7 protein-coding genes are annotated in these 14437 nt (G+C 60.1%); 4 read left to right on the forward strand and 3 right to left on the reverse strand.

The window, feature by feature from the left end; genetic code table 11:
* Positions 1 to 17 precede the first annotated feature (17 nt).
* Positions 18 to 2402: an RND family transporter gene (locus KW839_RS08625; protein WP_060542842.1), complete on the forward strand. Its 2385-nt coding sequence runs from the start codon at positions 18 to 20 to the stop codon at positions 2400 to 2402.
* A gap of 57 nt (positions 2403 to 2459) precedes the next feature.
* Here the strand turns inward: KW839_RS08625 and KW839_RS08630 are convergent, their stop codons facing one another.
* The 3 genes from KW839_RS08630 to KW839_RS08640 all read right to left on the reverse strand — a co-directional run bounded on the left by KW839_RS08630 (position 2460) and on the right by KW839_RS08640 (position 10161).
* Positions 2460 to 7268: a dermonecrotic toxin domain-containing protein gene (locus KW839_RS08630; RefSeq protein WP_218424066.1), complete on the reverse strand. Its 4809-nt coding sequence runs from the start codon at positions 7266 to 7268 to the stop codon at positions 2460 to 2462.
* Positions 7269 to 7434: 166 nt separating this feature from the next.
* A complete protein-coding gene (locus tag KW839_RS08635; protein ID WP_060542844.1) occupies positions 7435 to 8154 on the reverse strand; it encodes a FadR/GntR family transcriptional regulator in 720 nt (239 codons plus the stop codon).
* A 270-nt stretch (positions 8155 to 8424) separates the two neighbouring features.
* Positions 8425 to 10161, reverse strand: a complete 1737-nt coding sequence (locus tag KW839_RS08640; RefSeq protein WP_060542845.1) for an IlvD/Edd family dehydratase — start codon at positions 10159 to 10161, stop codon at positions 8425 to 8427.
* 193 nt (positions 10162 to 10354) lie between these two features.
* Between KW839_RS08640 and KW839_RS08645 the strand changes: the two genes are divergently transcribed.
* The 3 genes from KW839_RS08645 (at position 10355) to KW839_RS08655 (ending at position 14421) form a co-directional block, all read left to right on the forward strand.
* Positions 10355 to 11677 (forward strand): MFS transporter, encoded by a 1323-nt coding sequence (locus KW839_RS08645; RefSeq protein WP_218424067.1) that lies wholly within the window; start codon positions 10355 to 10357, stop codon positions 11675 to 11677.
* A 160-nt stretch (positions 11678 to 11837) separates the two neighbouring features.
* On the forward strand, positions 11838 to 12830 hold the full coding sequence (gene araD1, locus KW839_RS08650; RefSeq protein ID WP_060542847.1) for an AraD1 family protein: 993 nt from the start codon (positions 11838 to 11840) through the stop codon (positions 12828 to 12830).
* A 10-nt stretch (positions 12831 to 12840) separates the two neighbouring features.
* A complete protein-coding gene (locus KW839_RS08655) occupies positions 12841 to 14421 on the forward strand; it encodes an aldehyde dehydrogenase (NADP(+)) (protein WP_218424068.1) in 1581 nt (526 codons plus the stop codon).
* Positions 14422 to 14437: the final 16 nt, after the last annotated feature.

Consider the following 14437-nt stretch of genomic DNA (forward strand, 5'->3'; position numbering starts at 1 on the left):
AATAAGAAGGTGCAGCTATGACTTCCCTGAGCACTCCTCATCAGGAAAAGGCGACGCTCCTTGAGCGCCTGATTTTCAACAACCGCCCGGCAGTGATCTTCATCTGCCTGATGGTCAGCGTTTTCCTGTTCTGGCAGGCGACGCTGATTCGGCCGTCCACCAGTTTCGAAAAGATGATCCCGCTGGAGCATCCATTCATTCAAAAGATGATGGAGCACCGCAATGACCTGGCGAACCTGGGCAATACCGTGCGGATTTCGGTGGAAGCCACCGATGGCGACATCTTCTCCAAGGAATACATGGAGACCCTGCGCCAGATCAACGACGAGGTGTTCTACATCTCCGGCGTCGATCGTTCCGGCCTCAAGTCGCTGTGGAGTCCGAGCGTACGCTGGACCGAAGTGACCGAGGAGGGCTTCGCCGGCGGTGAAGTGATCCCGCAAAGCTACAACGGCTCCCAGCAAAGCCTCGACCTGCTGCGCAACAACGTGCTCAAGTCCGGGCAAGTCGGGCGCCTGGTGGCCAACGACTTCAAGTCGAGCATCGTCGACATCCCGTTGCTGGAGTCCTACCCGGACCCGCAAGACCAAGGCAAGTTGCTGGCGCTGGACTACCGCAAGTTCTCCCACGAGCTTGAAGACAAGATCCGCAACAAGTTCGAAGCGCAGAACCCCAACGTCAAGATCCATATCGTCGGTTTCGCCAAGAAGGTTGGCGACCTGATCGATGGCCTGGTGATGGTGGTGATGTTCTTCGGCGTTGCCTTCGTCATTACCCTGATCCTGCTCTACTGGTTCACCAACTGCATGCGCAGTACCGTGGCTGTGTTGAGTACGACGCTGGTGGCGGTGATCTGGCAGCTGGGCTTGATGCACTTCTTCGGCTTCGGGCTTGATCCGTATTCGATGCTGGTGCCGTTCCTGATCTTCGCCATCGGTATTTCCCACGGCGTGCAGAAGATCAACGGCATTGCCTTGCAATCGAGCGAGGCCGACAACGCCTTGACCGCTGCACGGCGAACCTTCCGCCAGCTGTTCCTGCCGGGGATGATCGCGATTCTGGCCGATGCGGTGGGTTTCATCACGCTGCTGATCATCGATATCGGCGTGATCCGTGAGCTGGCCATCGGTGCATCCATCGGCGTGGCAGTGATCGTGTTCACCAACCTGATCCTGCTGCCGGTGGCGATTTCCTATGTCGGCATCAGCAAGCGTGCAGTCGAGCGCAGCAAGAAGGACGCCCACCGCGAGCATCCGTTCTGGCGCCTGCTGGCTAACTTTGCCAGCGCGAAAGTCGCTCCGGTGTCCATTCTGCTGGCGTTGATCGCCTTTGGTGGCGGCCTCTGGTACAGCCAGAACCTGAAAATCGGCGACCTCGACCAGGGCGCGCCGGAGTTGCGTCCGGACTCGCGCTACAACAAGGACAACAACTTCATCATCAGCAACTACTCCACCAGTTCCGACGTGCTGGTGGTGATGGTCAAGACCAAGGCCGAAGGCTGCTCGCGTTACGAGGCCATGGGGCCGATCGACGAACTGATGTGGAAGATGCAGAACACCGAGGGCGTGCAGTCGGCGATTTCCCTGGTGACCGTGTCCAAGCAGATGATCAAGGGCATGAACGAGGGCAACCTGAAATGGGAAACCCTGTCGCGTAACCCTGATGTGCTGAACAACTCGATTGCCCGGGCCGATGGCCTGTACAACAACAGTTGCTCGCTGGCGCCGGTGCTGGTGTTCCTCAACGATCACAAGGCCGAAACCCTGGATCGCGCGGTACATGCGGTGCAGGAGTTCGCCAAGGAAAACAACAAGGACGGCCTGGAATTCATCCTCGCCGCCGGTAACGCCGGGATTGAAGCGGCCACCAACGAGGTGATCAAGGAATCGGAGCTGACCATCCTGATCCTGGTGTACATCTGCGTCGCGACCATGTGCATGATCACCTTCCGTTCCTGGGCGGCGACCCTGTGCATCGTGCTGCCTCTGGTGTTGACCTCGGTGCTGGGTAACGCCCTGATGGCCTTCATGGGCATCGGCGTGAAGGTCGCGACCCTGCCGGTGGTGGCGCTGGGCGTGGGTATTGGCGTGGACTACGGCATCTACATCTACAGCCGTCTGGAAAGTTTCCTGCGCGCCGGCCTGCCGCTGCAAGAGGCTTACTACCAGACCCTGAAGTCCACCGGTAAAGCCGTGCTGTTCACAGGCCTGTGCCTGGCCATCGGCGTGTGCACCTGGATCTTCTCGGCCATCAAGTTCCAGGCCGACATGGGCCTGATGCTGACCTTCATGCTGCTGTGGAACATGTTCGGTGCGCTGTGGCTGCTGCCGGCACTGGCGCGGTTCCTGATCAAGCCGGAGAAGCTGGCGGGGCAGAAGGGCAATTCGCTGTTCGCCCACTGATCCTGTGCCAATGAACAACGCCGCGACTTTGATCGCGGCGTTGTGCTTTGTGCGTTATCAAGAAGTGTAAAAGAACAGCTTTCTGGCCATGTCGGGCGGTACCTTGCTGCGCCAGATTCGCGCAACTTCCTTGTTGTCCCGCGCTTGCCTGAGTTGGGCCTTGAACCCGATGTTGCGTTGGTCCGCGCGTTTCAAGTGCCCGACGCTATAGTCCATCTCGGGGCCGGCGCTGCCGACATAGTGAAAATGGGCATACCACAGGACTTCATTGGACTGTTTGTCCCTGATGGCAAACTCCGTTAGATAGTCCTTCGCGTGGGTGGCTTCGCGGGTTTTCACCAAGTGAATATCCAGCTCTTCGCTTTTCCATAACGCAAACACCTTGTCCGGTGTCGGCGCTTGCCTTTTGTATCCGGCATTGCGGTATTGCCGACCTGCTTCCCGCAAGTCCTTTGCCTGGGCGCGAAAATCTTCGATGGCTGTCAGCGTCTCCTGGGGCGGATTTTCAAGGCGGCCCAGCTCGTCGATGATTGAGTCCAGTTCTTCGGCGAGCTGCTCCAGCAGGCGGTTCCATTCCCAAGGGCTCTTTTCTTCGCGCAATACAGGGTCATCGAGTTGTTTGATTTCGCGGTTAATCATTTTGACCCGTTTTTCGCGCTCCAGCAGCAGCTTGCGCCCTTGCGCAATAATGGTTGCCGCCGACCGTGCTGGCAGTTTTGCCGGGACAGGTGCTGCCTGTACCACTTCAACGTAGATATTTTCCTGCGGGTTTTTACGAAAGGTGCCGATGATCGCGCCGGATTGAAAATCGTGGATGTCGATGAATTCTCCTTGCGCGTCGGGTTGCGACGGGCGAACGTCTCCGACGAGCGTGCCTTTGTTGCGTGATTTGAACACGCGCTTGCTGTCTGATTTGCGGCTTTGCGGCTTTGACGTGGAAGGCAATACTTTAGCCTCCTCGACCTCCAGGATGGCATCAGCCAGGTCTTGCTCGGCGAGAACGCGAGCTTCGTCCAGGCGGCGTATAAAACCGTCCTTGTATTGCACGCGCACATGGCGCGAACCCAGCTCCTCGAGCGCTCGGGTTGCATGGTCACTGAGCGCGTACTGCTTGATTGCGCTTTCATAAAGCGAAATACGTTCATCCGGCGAGTAGCCGCGCCTGCTGCGAGTTTCAATGTGTGCGATATACGCCGATTGAAATTGATTGCCGGCCATCTGGCTGATGAAGAAAGCCTCGGTCTCGTTATCGATCATGCCTGTTCGGACAAGCGTCAGTTCTTTATGGATATTGAGCGATTGCAGCTTCAGGTTGTCGGAAAAGTACACCTCTGGCAGCTGGACCTGCCTTAAAAGTGTATCGCGGGCAGCCGCCCCTGCCGCCGAGACCTTGCCCATTTCCTCAAGGGTTTGCTCCTGCCATATCGCGCACTCGATCAGCGCGTCTGCCCTGGTCAGATCAACTTTATGCAGCGCAAAAAACTCCTCATACGCGTCCGTTTCGCCACGGCGCATCTGCTCATCCATCCGGCGCAGCAGCGCTGACACACGTTCACCTCGCGAGGTAATGAACAGGTCACGACCAAGGTCGCGCAGCATGCCACTGTAGATAATTTGTACGGTTGAGATGTTGGACAGCGCGTGCAATTGCTCCCTCTCGTGCACGGCTGCGTTGTCCAGCGCACGGATGCGGGTGAGGATGTCCAGCAGTTCCCGGCGTACCGGTTTGGATTCATCCATGCGTCGTCGCAATAAGCGCATGGTGACCTCTAATGCAATCTGGGCTGCCCGGGTTTTTTCCTGCTCGACTTGATGCTCCTGTGTGATCCGGTCCTTCTCCGTTGGCGCGGCCGCTTCCAGGTTGTCGAAGGCAGTCACCAGCTTTTCCCGCTGCAACTCAAAATCGGACCTGGCCTGGCGGACGCTGGTGAGTGCTTGATTTTGCGTGGTGACAAGCGTTTCGAGTCGAGCATTGATCTGTTGTTTATCGATCATCAGTTGCGCAACGCTGGCGGCGACTTCTGCGCGCTTGGCTTGAATCCTGCTTTTGGGGCCGCCACCTGTCAGCTTGAGGCCGCGATCAAGTGTCCAGTGACCCAGGCCATCGGTTTTAAGTTTGATGCCAGGATGGCCAGGCTTTTGTGGATGAATAATGAAAACCTCGCCAGAACCTGGAACGACGCTCACTCGGAAGAACAGCCCGGCGACCGACGCATGCCAGGTGTTGTCGATCTTGAAAAGTCCTTTGAGTGTGCCTATTGCAATCGGCTCGACCGGTTCTTTTGGCCAATCGACACGTACGCTCTGCAGTTTTGCCAGCAGTCGCGCCGCGGATGAATCGCGCGCCAGGGTTTTGTCGAAGTCGAGCAGCGTTGTGCCGCCCCCCGGTGGTTCCGAGGGCAGTCCGACAGTGCCTGGCTTGATGACGTGGGCCGGTGGAGCGGGTTGATCGGGCGGCCGGCGCAGTGGTTCCAGCAGCACCCTCAAGCCTGTGTCTTTCTCAATCGTAATGGGGGCGTCCGTTGAGTCCGGGGACTGCACTGCGTGCAGCAACACCATGGCAATGTTCAGCAGAAAATCGATCCATGCCGGGTCACGTACGCTGGGGTCAGTGCTGGAGAGTGCAGGAATATCCTCGATGAGGCTATTGGTCAGCGACACCATCCAGCCGGCCAGCATCAGCGGTGTGCCGAGCGGCAACGCCAGTACCGTGTTGAAGAGCAGCCAGCCGCCTTCGCGTAAAATCGCCCATCGGCTCTCGGTGTTGGAAATGGAGTCACGGTCGGCCAGGTCGACCAACGCCCGGGCATTGCTGCCAAACAGGTACTCCATCAGTTTGCCGTTGTGCAGCGACGCCAGCAGTTCTTCGCCGGACGCTGCGGTGGTCAAGGTAGCGGGGCGGGGTTTGTCCGGCAGGCCGAAGGGGTCCAGTGGTGTAAAATGGACGATGTGCGGTTCCTTGAAACCACCCAGGTCATAAATTGGCCGGGCACGGTCCGACAGCCAGGTCAGCACGCTGGTCTGGATCTCGCCCGGTTCGGCAATGGCGGCGAGCAGTGCTGCACGAGTCGGGTATTGGTGCAAAGACTGCTGGTAGACAGGGCGGTAAAGGATATGCGGGCCGCGGTCGATGTCGGCGGGTTCGATCACAAACATGTTGGTGACCTCGTCCGCGTCGGCTCCCGGCTTGCGCAGCAAAGCCAGCGGCCGGACGACAATATCGTCTTCGCCGACGAACTGATCGGAACGGGCGGGCTGTACCAGCGCGGCAATCAACTGGTAGCCACGGCGGGTAAACCCGCGTTCACCCTTGATCGCCAGCTCCAATGCGTCCAGCGGTAATGTCACCTTGAGTTCATTGGCAAAAAGAACTTCGCGGTTTCGGGCGTCAGCGTCGTCACTTAACAGGAGCTGTTTGATCCTCTCGGGAAAGTGCTTGCCGATATCGACTTTGCTGACCAGCCCAAGCAGGTACTCAGGTGTCATCCATTGCGCCAGTGGTTTTCCATCAAGGTGGCGCAGGGTCATGCTGCCCTTGGGTTTTCCCGCCAGATTTTTCAGGGCCAGGTCGGTCAGGGACATTTTCACTGATTCCAGGTAGCCGCTGCCCAGATCACCGACGGGAACGTGAAAGGTCAACTCCAGGTCATCGGACGATACATCTGGTGCGTCGGAGTGATCCGCCACCATCTGCTCGTGCAGCGTTCGGGCAGTGAATGCCCGGATGTCCTCGATACCTTCGGCCCAGGATTTGCCCTTGGCGGTTTGCCGGGCGCCAGCGAGCTCCAGACTGTGCTTGCGGTAAGCCAGTTGATCGGCAATCGCTGCGTCCTTGAGCCATGATGGCAAGGTCGATTGCAACAGGCGCAGGGATTGGCGTTGCATCGGTGGCGCGTCGGCGAATAGCGAAACCGGGTCAGTTACCCTTGCGTAAAGGTTTTCCAGTTCGCTTGCGCTGATGCTTGCGGGAAGCTTGATCGCGGCGAGGTCTTCCAGTTGCTGATTGAGCAGCAGGGCGGCCTGCACGTCGAAAATGTTGCCGTCGGGCTCGTAGCGCTTCCAGGTGAATGCATCGAGCTGCAGTGGCTGTTGCACCCTCTGTCCCCATGCCTGGCTGAACTCATCAATGGAGGCATAGGGTTCAAGGGTGCCGGACAGGCTGCACAGCAGTGCCCGCGCGCCCTGGGTGACCAGCAGGTCGGTGGATTGGAATGAGGCAGACAGCAGGCCCTTTGATGCAGTGGCTTGCAGGGTATAGGCGTGGATGGCAGGTTCAGCAGGGCGGTCTTGCAGGCACGGATGATCGGCCAGTTGCCGCAGTATTGTCCCGTCGGTGCCCGACTGGCGCACGGCTGCGGCTCTGAGAGAGTCGCGCAGTTGGTCGCTCAGCCATTGCAAGCGACTGCAATCAGCATTGCCTGGTTCACTCCAGTAGTCGGCCAAGGCTTGCTGGAAACCGATGTGCAGAATCGAAGGGAGCTCGCGAATGACATCTTCGAGCATCGACAGGCCGGGCCAGGTGCTTTCAGTGGTGTCGCCAATCGAGAGGAAGGTGACTTTTTGCCGCTGTGCATCGACCAGACGGACTGGACGATCAGCCGTTGCGGTGGAAAAAACAGGCGCATTGCCACTGGCCAGATAGCCCAATACGACATCGACCAATGAGTGGCTGGAGTAGCCCCCGGTGTCATCGGGGAAGTCGAGGAAGATCGAGCTGATGTCGGTGTTGAGCGGGGCGGTTTTTTCGACGATCTGCTGCTCGAGCATCTTCGTCAAAACCGAGCGTAGTGTCGGGCGGTTGGCAAATTGTGTTCTGACAGCGAGGGCCAGAATGTTCAACGGGGAGGTCGAGGCGGGTATCGACATGGGCGCATTCCTTGGCAGTTGGGCTGATACAGCGCCACCTGCACAAGGCATGGGCGACGCCGAGCTGTAGGGCCAAGGTATTGCGCGAAAGAGATTGAAGTGCGTTAGTGCGATACCACCGCCCAGCGCTGAAATTGTGCTAGTGGCAGTCGATTGCCATGTGCCCTTACTGTAGCTCTGTGCCCAGCACCACATTCAACGCACTGCGTGCATCGTCGAGCTGCACCAGCGTGGCATGCCGGGCGCCCAGCGCATCGCGATTCTCGATCGCAGTCAGAATCGCCTTGTGCCGTGGCAGCGCCAGTTCATGCAGGTTTGGCCGCTGGTTGGAATGTTTCAACGCCTCGGCAATCGCCACCGAAAGCATGTTGCACAGGTTGGCCAGTAAATCGTTGTGGGTGGCATCGGCGATGCGGCTGTGGAAGTCCAGGTCAGGTTGCAATAACGCTTCTGGAGTCGGGGCGGCTTCCATGCGCTGGTAGGCTTCGCCGATTGAGGCAATGTCCGCATCGGTGGCGAATTGCGCGGCCAGTGCGGCGGCGGCCGGTTCGATGATGCTGCGCACGCTGGTCAGCAAATCGAAAAACTCATTCTGCGGACTGCTTTGCATCAGCCAATGCAGCACATCCGGGTCGAGCATGTGCCAGTCCTTGCGCGGCTTGACCACGGTGCCAACCCGCGGGCGCGAATACACCAGGCCTTTGGCGACCAGCACCCGGGTGGCCTCGCGCAGGACCGGCCGGCTGACTGCATATTCCTCGCACAACAGGGCTTCGGCAGGCAGTTTGTCGTCGGGCAGGAAACGTCCCGAGACGATCTGCATACCCAGTTCCTGGACAATGCGCGAGTGCATGCTTTTGCGGTCGGAGGGTTTGCGGTAATCCATGGGGAGCGGCGCGTTCCTGTGCGAGAGGGGGTGCCGCGCATGATAGCAGGCACAATGAGATGCATCAGTCGAAAGCTACGAGCACCTTGTACAGACGGGTGCTTGTTGTGGCGAGGGGGCTTGCTGTGGCGAGGGGGCTTGCCCCCGTTGGACTACGCAGTAGTCCCGCTGTTTTTCAGGGCCGCTACGCAGCCCAACGGGGGCAAGCCCCCTCGCCACAGTAAGGCTCCTTCCCACAGCAAACCCCCTCGCCACAGGAGATGGTACTGATCAGTGGGAATGGCGCGGGACTTCGGCGCCGCGGCAGCCGACCAGAAAGTCGAAGTCGCAGCCCTGGTCCGCTTGCAGCACATGGTCGATGTACAGCTGGCGATAGCCGCCGACGATCAGGTTCTGCGGCGGTTGCAGATCGGCCATGCGCGCAGCCAGTTCGGCATCGGGAATGTCCAGGTGCAGACGGCCGCTGGCACAGTCGAGTTCGATCCAGTCGCCTTCCTTCACTGCCGCCAGCGGGCCACCGGCAGCCGCTTCAGGAGCCACGTGTAACACCACGGTGCCGTACGCCGTGCCACTCATGCGTGCATCGGAAATACGCACCATGTCGGTCACGCCCTGGGCCAGCAGCTTGGCCGGCAGGCCCATGTTGCCGACTTCGGCCATGCCCGGATAACCTTTCGGCCCGCAGTTCTTCATCACCAGAATCGAGTTGGCATCGACATCCAGTTCAGGATCGTTGATGCGCGCCTTGTACATATCGAAGTTCTCGAACACCACCGCACGACCGCGATGCTGCATCAGTTCTGCCGAGGCAGCGGACGGCTTTAGCACCGCACCCAGCGGCGCCAGGTTACCGCGCAACACGCAGATGCCGCCGTCGGCGCGGATCGGGTTGTCGAGGGTGCGGATCACTTCGTCTTCGCCATAGATCGGCGCGTCCTTGGTGTTCTCGCCGATGGATTTGCCATTGACGGTCAGGGCGTTCGGGTTCGGGATCAGGTTGGCTTCACCCAAGCGACGCAACACCGCCGGCAAGCCACCGGCGTAGTAGAACTCCTCCATCAGGAAGCGCCCGGATGGCTGCAGGTCGACGATGGTCGGCATACCGCGTCCCATGCGCGTCCAGTCGTCGAGGTCGAGCTCCACGCCGATGCGCCCGGCGATGGCTTTCAAGTGGATCACCGCGTTGGTCGAGCCACCGATGGCGGCGTTGACGCGAATGGCATTCTCGAAGGCTTCCTTGGTCAGGATCTTCGACAGTTTCAGGTCTTCGCGGACCATCTCCACCGCGCGCATGCCGGACATGTGCGCCAGCACATAGCGGCGTGCATCCACCGCTGGAATTGCCGCGTTGTGGGGCAGGGAAGTGCCCAGTGCTTCGGCCATGCAGGCCATGGTCGAGGCGGTGCCCATGGTGTTGCAGGTACCCGCCGAGCGGGACATGCCGCCCTCGGCGGCGAGGAAGTCGTCGATGCTGATGGTGCCGGCCTTGACCTGCTCGCTGAGCTGCCAGACCACGGTGCCGGAACCGATGTCCTTGCCTTTGTGCTTGCCGTTGAGCATCGGCCCGCCGGTGACCACGATGGCCGGTACGTCGCAACTGGCGGCGCCCATCAGCAGGGCCGGGGTGGTTTTATCGCAGCCGGTCAGCAGCACCACGCCATCGATCGGGTTGCCGCGAATGGCTTCTTCCACGTCCATGCTCGCCAGGTTGCGGGTGAGCATGGCGGTGGGGCGCAGGTTCGATTCGCCATTGGAGAACACCGGGAATTCCACTGGAAAGCCCCCGGCCTCGATCACCCCGCGTTTGACGTGCTCGGCAATCTGGCGGAAATGCGCGTTGCACGGGGTCAGTTCCGACCAGGTGTTGCAGATGCCGATGATTGGCTTGCCATGGAACTGGTGGTCGGCGATGCCCTGATTCTTCATCCAGCTGCGGTACATGAAGCCGTTCTTGTCGGCGGTGCCAAACCATTGGGCGGAGCGCAGGGTGGGTTTCTTATCAGACATAATCGATTCTCTTATTGTATGACTATATTGTTCGAGCTTTGGCTTACCTTAAGCGCAAAATCGCCGGTTTGGAAGTGTTGTTGGGTAAATAGTAATACTATATAGTCGGCTGCAACGGAGGGATGGCCCAGACGAGATTTCGCCAGAGGCGTCCCCCGAGGTTCTATAACAACAACAATCGGAGACCGATCTCATGAGCCAGGAACTGCGGCTTATCCGTCGCATCACGCTGAAACTGATTCCTTTCCTGATCCTGCTGTACCTGATCGCCTATGTGGATCGCTCCGCCGTGGGCTTCGCCAAGTTGCACATGGGTGCCGATATCGGCCTCGGTGATGCCGCCTACGGCTTGGGCGCCGGGCTGTTCTTCATTGGCTACTTCCTGCTGGAAATCCCCAGCAACCTGATGCTTGACCGTTTCGGTGCTCGACGCTGGTTCGCGCGGATCATGGTCACCTGGGGCGCCATCACCATCGGCATGGCCTTTGTCCAGGGACCCAACAGCTTCTATGTGATGCGCTTCCTGCTCGGTGCCGCCGAGGCCGGGTTCTTCCCGGGCGTGCTGTACTACATCACCCAGTGGTTCCCGGTGCGCCACCGCGGCAAGATCCTCGGTCTGTTCATCCTCTCCCAACCCATCGCCATGATGATCACCGGGCCGGTCTCCGGCGGTTTGCTGGGCATGGACGGCGTACTCGGGCTGCACGGCTGGCAGTGGCTGTTTATCGTCATTGGCATGCCGGCAATCCTGCTGACCTGGCCGGTGTTGCGTTACCTGCCTGATGGTCCGCAACAGGTGAAATGGATGGACCAGGCCGAAAAGGACTGGCTGACCGGCGAACTGCAAAAAGACCTGCAAGCCTACGGCCAGACCCGCCATGGCAATCCATTGCACGCCTTGAAAGACAAGCGAGTCCTGTTGCTGGCGCTGTTTTACCTGCCGGTGACCCTGAGCATTTATGGCCTCGGCTTGTGGCTGCCGACGCTGATCAAACAGTTCGGCGGCAGTGATCTGGTGACCGGATTTGTCTCGGCGGTGCCGTACATTTTCGGCATCGTCGGCTTGCTGATCATCCCGCGCAGCTCCGACCGCTTGAATGATCGTTATGGCCACCTGGCGGTGTTGTATGTACTGGGCGCCATCGGCCTGTTCCTCAGCGCCTGGCTGTCGGTGCCGGTGCTGCAACTGGCGGCGTTGTGCCTGGTGGCGTTCGCGCTGTTCTCCTGCACGGCGGTGTTCTGGACCTTGCCGGGGCGTTTCTTCGCCGGTGCCAGTGCGGCGGCGGGCATCGCCTTGATCAACTCGGTAGGCAACCTCGGCGGTTACATCGGTCCGTTCGTGATTGGCGCGCTCAAGGAGTACACGGGCAACCTGGCTTCGGGGCTGTATTTCCTGTCCGGGGTGATGGTGTTCGGGCTGGTGCTGACCGGTGTGGTGTATCGCTTGCTGGAGCGCAAGCACGTGTTGCCCGCTGACCAGTTTGCCGCCAGCGCGCGCGGTGCGACCCGTACCTGAATCTGAAGGTTAACACCGGCCAAATGTGGGAGCGGGCTTGCTCGCGAAGGCGCAGTGTCAGTCACCTGTGATGTTGGATTTGACGGCCTCTTCGCGAGCAAGCCCGCTCCCACATGGGTCCTGCAGCGTTTTCGAGTTTTTGCATACAGGAGAGAATTTCATGCGTCTGGTTCAATTCGAGTTGAGTAACGGCGAACGCCGCGTTGGCGTGGTCGACAACGGTCTGGTGCGTGAGGTACAGGACGCGCGCACCGTTCGTGATCTGGCATTGGCGGCGATCGAGGCGGGCGCAAGCCTTGAGCAACAGGTGCAAAGCCTGGGCCTGGGCATCAGTCACGACTACGCCGACCTGCTGGCGAAGCTACGCATCCTGCCGCCGCTGGATCATCAGGACCCTGCCCACATGCTGGTCAGCGGCACGGGCCTGACCCATCTGGGCAGCGCCTCGGCCCGGGACAAAATGCACCAGCAAAGTGGCGACGAAACCGCGATGACCGACACCATGCGCATATTCAAATGGGGTGTGGAGGGCGGTAAGCCGGCGGCGGATGAGGCCGGTGTGCAACCGGAATGGTTCTACAAAGGCGATGGCAGTATCGTCGTCAGGCCGGGCCAGCCGTTTCCCCTGCCGCCGTTCGCCGAAGATGCCGGTGAAGAGCCGGAAATCGCTGGCCTGTACGTCATCGGTCACGATGGCAAGCCGTATCGCCTCGGTTTTGCCGTGGGCAACGAATTCTCCGATCACGTCATGGAGCGTAAAAACTACCTGTACCTGGCGCATTCGAAACTGCGCAGTTGCAGCTACGGCCCGGAACTGCGGGTCGGCGAGTTGCCCCAGCACCTGGCCGGCAGCAGCCGCATCCTGCGCGATGGTGAAGTGCTGTGGCAGAACGAGTTTCTCAGTGGCGAAGCGAACATGTGCCACAGCTTGGCCAACCTTGAATTCCACCATTTCAAGTACAGCCAGTTCCTGCGTCCGGGGGATGTGCACATTCACTTCTTCGGCACCGCGACCTTGTCCTTCGCCGACGGCATCCGCACCCGACCCGGTGACGTGTTCGAAATCAGCCAGGCCGAATTCGGCGCGCCTTTGATCAATGGTATTGCCCCGGTCGCAGCGGCATTCGAGCCCGGCAGCGTCGGCACACTTTGAGGAGATTTGCATGATCCGGATTCTTGGTCACAACTACATCGGTGGCCAGCGCAGCGCGCTCGGCACCGTCAAACTGCAGAGCATTGATGCGTTCACGGGCGAAGCCTTGCCCCACGATTTTTTTCAGGCCAGCCCTGAAGAAGTCGATGCGGCAGCGCAAGCGGCGGCGACGGCCTATCCTGCCTACCGTAGCCTGAGTGCCGAGCGACGGGCGCAGTTTCTCGATGGCATTGCCGACGAACTCGATGCGCTCGATGATGAATTCGTCGCCGTGGTCTGCCGCGAGAGCGCATTGCCAGCGGGGCGGATTCAAGGCGAGCGCGCACGGACCAGCGGCCAGATGCGCCTGTTCGCCAAAGTGCTGCGCCGTGGCGATTTCTACGGCGCGCGGATCGACCGCGCACTGCCTGAACGGCAACCCTTGCCGCGTCCGGACTTGCGCCAGTACCGCATCGGCCTGGGACCGGTGGCGGTGTTCGGTGCCAGTAACTTTCCGCTGGCGTTTTCCACCGCGGGCGGCGATACCGCGTCGGCCCTCGCGGCCGGATGCCCGGTGGTGTTCAAGGCCCATGGCGGTCACATGGCCACGGCCGAACTGGTGGCAGACGCAATCATTCGTGCCGCTGAAAGAACCGGTATGCCGGTCGGCGTGTTCAACATGATCTACGGTGGCGGAGTCGGTGAAGCACTGGTCAAGCATCCGGCGATCCTCGCGGTCGGCTTCACTGGTTCGCTCAAGGGTGGTCGCGCCTTGTGCGACATGGCGGCAGCGCGTGCGCAACCGATTCCGGTGTTCGCCGAGATGTCGAGTATCAACCCGGTGATTGTGCTGCCCCAGGCGTTGCAGGTACGCGCCGATACGGTCGCCCGCGACCTGACCGCTTCGGTGGTGCAAGGTTGTGGCCAGTTCTGCACCAATCCAGGCCTGGTGATCGGTATTCGCTCCCCTCAGTTCAGCGCCTTTGTGCAGCAGGTGGCCGGGTTGATCGGCGATCAGCCGGCCCAAACCATGCTCAACGCTGGCACCTTGAGCAGTTACGGTAAAGGCTTGCAAAAGCTCCTGGATCATCCGGGGATCGAGCACCTGGCCGGCAATGCGCAACAGGGCAATCAGGCGCAGCCGCAGCTGTTCAAGGCGGATGTCAGCTTGCTCATCGATGGCGATGAAGCGCTGCAGGAGGAAGTGTTCGGGCCGACCACGGTGTTAGTGGAAGTGGCGGATCAGGCGCAACTCAGTGCGGCGTTGAACGGTTTGCACGGTCAGTTGACGGCCACCGTCATCGGCGAGCAGGCAGACTTCGAACAGTTCCGTGAATTGACACCGTTACTGGAGCAGAAGGTCGGCAGGATCCTGCTCAATGGTTATCCAACCGGCGTCGAGGTTTGTGATTCGATGGTCCACGGCGGCCCCTACCCGGCAACCTCTGATGCGCGTGGCACCTCAGTCGGGACGCTCTCCATCGACCGTTTCCTGCGCCCGGTGTGCTTCCAGAACTACCCCGACAGCTTGCTGCCGGACGCGCTGAAGAACGGCAATCCGCTGCGCATTCAGCGTCTGGTGGATGGCAACCCATCGCGCGACGCATTGTAAGGTCCGAACACAATAC

Source organism: Pseudomonas sp. PDM31, assembly GCF_019218965.1.
In the GTDB taxonomy this organism is placed as follows: Bacteria; Pseudomonadota; Gammaproteobacteria; order Pseudomonadales; family Pseudomonadaceae; genus Aquipseudomonas.

What these genes read in the sequence shown, in the direction of transcription:
- araD1 (WP_060542847.1), top strand. Translation starts at nt 11,838, where the DNA reads ATGCGTCTGGTTCAATTCGAGTTGAGTAACGGCGAACGCCGCGTTGGC.
- KW839_RS08655 (WP_218424068.1), top strand. Translation starts at nt 12,841, where the DNA reads ATGATCCGGATTCTTGGTCACAACTACATCGGTGGCCAGCGCAGCGCG.
- KW839_RS08645 (WP_218424067.1), top strand. Translation starts at nt 10,355, where the DNA reads ATGAGCCAGGAACTGCGGCTTATCCGTCGCATCACGCTGAAACTGATT.
- KW839_RS08630 (WP_218424066.1), bottom strand. Translation starts at nt 7,268, where the DNA reads ATGTCGATACCCGCCTCGACCTCCCCGTTGAACATTCTGGCCCTCGCT.
- KW839_RS08625 (WP_060542842.1), top strand. Translation starts at nt 18, where the DNA reads ATGACTTCCCTGAGCACTCCTCATCAGGAAAAGGCGACGCTCCTTGAG.
- KW839_RS08640 (WP_060542845.1), bottom strand. Translation starts at nt 10,161, where the DNA reads ATGTCTGATAAGAAACCCACCCTGCGCTCCGCCCAATGGTTTGGCACC.
- KW839_RS08635 (WP_060542844.1), bottom strand. Translation starts at nt 8,154, where the DNA reads ATGGATTACCGCAAACCCTCCGACCGCAAAAGCATGCACTCGCGCATT.